Consider the following 4,074-nt stretch of genomic DNA (forward strand, 5'->3'; position numbering starts at 1 on the left):
GCCGAGATGGTGATCGAGAAGGCCAAGCGCCTGGTCGAGCACAAGAAGGACGTGGTGATCCTGCTCGATTCCATCACTCGCCTGGCGCGCGCCTACAACACTGTGGTGCCGAGCTCCGGCAAGGTGCTGACGGGCGGCGTGGACGCTCATGCCCTGGAGAAGCCCAAGCGCTTCTTCGGTGCGGCGCGCAACATCGAGGAGGGCGGCAGCCTGACCATCATCGCCACGGCGCTGGTGGACACCGGCTCCAAGATGGACGAGGTGATCTTCGAGGAGTTCAAGGGCACCGGCAACATGGAGGCGCATCTGGACCGCAAGCTGGCCGAGCGTCGCGTCTACCCGGCCATCAACATCCGCCGTTCCGGTACTCGCCGCGAGGACCTGCTCGCCTCCGAGGACGAGATGCAGCGCATGTGGATCCTGCGCAAGCTGCTCAACCCCATGGATGACACCGCGGCCACCGAGTTCCTGATCGACCGACTCAAGGATACCAAGACCAATCTCGAGTTCTTCGAGGCCATGAAACGCCGTTAAGGCGAGCCCGCCGCGGGCAACAGCGCAGTCAAAAATTGTGCAAACGTTGTACGAAACGCCGGGGGGTAGCATGCTATGCTACCCCTTTCGTCGTACTGCAACCGGGAAAACCGAATGAAGTACAAGGACCTGCGAGACTTCATCAGCGCCCTGGAGGCCCGGGGCGAGCTCCAGCGCATCAGCGCCGAGGTGGACCCCTACCTCGAGATCACCGAGATCTGCGACCGCACCCTGCGTGCCGGCGGTCCGGCACTGCTGTTCGAGAACGTCAAGGGCCACGACATGCCGCTGCTCGGCAACCTCTTCGGTACGCCGAAGCGGGTGGCCCTCGGCATGGGGCAGGACTCCGTGGCCGCCCTGCGCGAGGTGGGCGAGCTGCTCGCCTTCCTCAAGGAGCCGGAGCCCCCCAAGGGCTTCCGCGATGCCTGGGACAAGCTGCCGATCTTCAAGCAGGTGATGAGCATGGGGCCGAAGCGGGTCCGCTCGGCGCCGGTGCAGGAGCGGGTCTATGAGGGCGACGAGGTCGACCTCGACCGTCTGCCGATCCAGCACTGCTGGCCCGGCGACGCCGCCCCCCTGGTCACCTGGCCCCTGGTGATCACCCGTGGCCCCCACAAGACGCGGCAGAACCTCGGCATCTACCGCCAGCAGAAGCTCTCCAGAAACCGCCTGATCATGCGTTGGCTGTCGCATCGCGGCGGGGCGCTCGACTTCCTGGAGTTCCAGAAGGCCCACCCCGGCGAGCCCTTCCCGGTGGCGGTGGCGCTGGGCGCCGACCCGGCCACCATCCTCGGCGCGGTGACCCCGGTGCCGGATTCGCTCTCCGAGTACGCCTTCGCCGGGCTGCTGCGCGGCTCGCGCACCGAGCTGGTCAAGTGCGGCCACGCCGATCTCGAGGTGCCCGCCTCGGCGGAGATCATCCTTGAAGGCTTTATCTACCCGGATGACATGGCCCCCGAGGGCCCCTACGGTGACCACACCGGCTACTACAACGAGGTGGATACCTTCCCGGTGTTCACGGTGACGCGCATGACCATGCGCCGCGATGCCATCTACCACTCCACTTACACCGGCCGGCCGCCCGACGAGCCGGCGATCCTCGGCCTCGCCCTCAACGAGGTGTTCGTGCCGATCCTGCGCAAGCAGTTCCCCGAGATCGTCGACTTCTACCTGCCCCCGGAAGGCTGCTCCTACCGCATGGCGGTGGTGACCATGAAGAAGCAGTACCCGGGCCACGCCAAGCGGGTGATGATGGGCGTGTGGAGCTTCCTGCGCCAGTTCATGTACACCAAGTTCGTGGTGGTGCTCGACGACGACGTCAGCGCCCGGGACTGGAAGGATGTGATCTGGGCCATCACCACGCGCATGGATCCGGCCCGGGACACCGTGCTGGTGGAGAACACCCCCATCGATTATCTGGATTTCGCCTCGCCGGTCTCGGGGCTCGGCTCCAAGATGGGCCTGGATGCCACCAGCAAGTGGCCCGGCGAGACCGATCGCGAGTGGGGAGTGCCCATCGTCATGGACGAGGCCGTCAAGGCCCGCGTCAGCGAGCGCTGGGGCGAGCTGGGCATCGAACTCCCCGATAATACGACCCCCTGACAACCCCATGAGGCTTTCATGACGCCAAGGACCCTGACCTGCCTGGTCGACGAGGTCGAGGACCTCACCACGGACGTCTTCCGGGTGCAGCTGGAGGGCCGCCCCGAGGCGGTGGCCCATGCGCCGGGCCAGTACCTGGAGCTCAAGCTGAACGACGAGACCTGGGTGCCTTTCTCCATCGCCAACGCCCACGGTGGCGACGGCGTGATCGAGCTGCATATCCAGCACTGGCCGGAGCGCGAGAATTCCGCGCGCCTGCGCGAGCTGGTCCAGGTGGCCCGCCAGCTGACCCTGCGCCTGCCCGGCGGCGACTGCGTGCTCGACCCCGACAGCGAGCGCCCGCTGCTGCTGATCGCCGCGGGCACCGGCTTCTCCCAGATGAAGGCGATCGCCGAGGCGGCGCTTTCGGCCAACCCCGAGCGGCAGATCGACCTGTGGTGGGCCGCCCGGGAGCGTCGCCAGCTCTACCTGGAGCGGCTGCCCCGGCAGTGGGCCGAGGCCCACCCCGGCTTCTGCTTCCACCCGGTGACCGAGCTTTCGCCGGAGGAGCCCTGGAGCGGCGAGCGGGTGATCGGTCATCGCGGGCGCATCGACCAGGCCCTGGCCGCGGCGCTCGATGACGTCTCGGGCCAGGATGTCTACCTCTCCGGCTCGCCGGGCATGGTCTACGCCTGCGTCGACGTGCTGGCCTCGCTGGGGCTCTCGCCTTCGCGGGTCTTCTCGGATGTCTTCGCCTATGCGCCCCGGGATCCCATCGTGCCGACCGCGGGCAGCCTGGTGAAGGAGGCTCGCCAGTGAGCGCCTCGCCGATCCTGATCACCGGCGGTGCCCAGCGCCTGGGCCGCCACTGTGCCGAGCGTCTGGTCGACGACGGCCATCCGGTGATCATCAGCTACCGCCGCGAGCGGCCCGAGCTCGAGGCACTGCGGGCGCGGGGCATCGTCACCCTGCCGGCCGACTTCGCCACCGAGGCGGGCATTCTCGACTTTATCGCTCGCCTCAAGGCAGAGACGAGCTCGCTGCGGGCGATCGTCCACAACGCCAGCGACTGGGCGCCGGACTCCACCGGCCCAGAGGCCGGCGCCACCTTCGAGCGCCTGTTTCGCATCCATATGCTGGCGCCCTACTTGATCAACCTGCACGCACGAGAGCTGCTGGAGGCCTGCAGCGAGCCCCAGCGCGACATCGTGCACATGACCGACTATGTGGTGCAGAAGGGCTCGAGGAAACACGCCGCCTATGCCGCCAGCAAGGCGGGGCTCGACAACCTGACGCTCTCCTTCGCCGCCATGTACGCCCCGTCGATCCAGGTCAACGCCATCGCGCCGGCGCTGATCATGCTCAATGAGGGCGACGACGAGGCCTATGCCGAGAAGGCCCGCGCCAAGTCCGCCATGCAGATGGTCCCGGGCCCGGGGGTGATCTACCAGAGCCTGCGCTACCTGCTCGACAACCGCTATGTGACCGGGGTGACGCTGCCGGTCGACGGCGGTCGCCACCTTCGCTAGCGGGTCCTTGCCAGCCCTGCCGAGATGGGGCACGATGAACCAATATCATCAGGAGACAACCATGACCGCATTCGCCATCGACGCCTGTCGCCGCCACGCCGCCTCTGCTGGCTGTGCTGAGCGTGCAGTCGACGCGACTGCCCGCGGTCTGGGCTATTGGCATGGCTATTTTATGACCGGTGTGCCGGCGGCCATGTCTGACTAGAAAATCCTGAGCAGCAGATGACATCGCCGGAGGCAAGCCCCACCAGGGACGCCTCCCGACAGAACCCCCGGAAGGCGTCCCGCCCCGGGGGTTCTGCATTCCGGGGCAGTCGAAGTCACCCGAACATCACGATGCATGACCGCTAACCGGAGTTGATGACCCATGAACGCTTCCCTTGCCGCCGCCCTGTCCCACGCTGACCCGAGCGCCGTCGCGTCGGGCGCC

General features: G+C 67.2%; 5 protein-coding genes. All 5 read left to right on the forward strand.

Going from position 1 to position 4,074, the window contains the following annotated elements; all coding sequences use genetic code 11:
- Nucleotides 1-534, forward strand: a 534-nt coding sequence (rho, locus tag IBX53_RS15085) for a transcription termination factor Rho (protein WP_290910886.1), incomplete at its 5' end; no start/stop codon positions are given.
- A 114-nt stretch (nucleotides 535-648) separates the two neighbouring features.
- Entirely contained in the window at nucleotides 649-2,136 is a 1,488-nt protein-coding gene (gene ubiD, locus IBX53_RS15090; protein WP_290910889.1) for a 4-hydroxy-3-polyprenylbenzoate decarboxylase, read from the forward strand.
- 18 nt (nucleotides 2,137-2,154) lie between these two features.
- Nucleotides 2,155-2,934 (forward strand): NAD(P)H-flavin reductase, encoded by a 780-nt coding sequence (locus tag IBX53_RS15095; protein ID WP_290910892.1) that lies wholly within the window; start codon nucleotides 2,155-2,157, stop codon nucleotides 2,932-2,934.
- Nucleotides 2,931-3,644 carry a dihydromonapterin reductase gene (gene folM / locus IBX53_RS15100; RefSeq protein WP_290910895.1) on the forward strand — a complete coding sequence of 238 codons (714 nt, stop codon included), beginning with the start codon at nucleotides 2,931-2,933 and terminating at the stop codon, nucleotides 3,642-3,644. The genes IBX53_RS15095 and folM overlap by 4 nt, the downstream gene beginning before the upstream one ends.
- Nucleotides 3,645-3,705: 61 nt before the next feature.
- On the forward strand, nucleotides 3,706-3,849 hold the full coding sequence (locus tag IBX53_RS15105) for a hypothetical protein (RefSeq protein WP_290910897.1): 144 nt from the start codon (nucleotides 3,706-3,708) through the stop codon (nucleotides 3,847-3,849).
- Nucleotides 3,850-4,074 lie beyond the last annotated feature (225 nt).

Source organism: Halomonas sp. (assembly GCF_014859505.1).
Taxonomy (GTDB): Bacteria; Pseudomonadota; Gammaproteobacteria; order Pseudomonadales; family Halomonadaceae; genus Halomonas.

Bases quoted from the DNA above. Each gene is read 5' to 3' on its own strand.
- IBX53_RS15095 (WP_290910892.1), top strand. From the start codon at position 2,155: ATGACGCCAAGGACCCTGACCTGCCTGGTCGACGAGGTCGAGGACCTC.
- IBX53_RS15105 (WP_290910897.1), top strand. From the start codon at position 3,706: ATGACCGCATTCGCCATCGACGCCTGTCGCCGCCACGCCGCCTCTGCT.
- ubiD (WP_290910889.1), top strand. From the start codon at position 649: ATGAAGTACAAGGACCTGCGAGACTTCATCAGCGCCCTGGAGGCCCGG.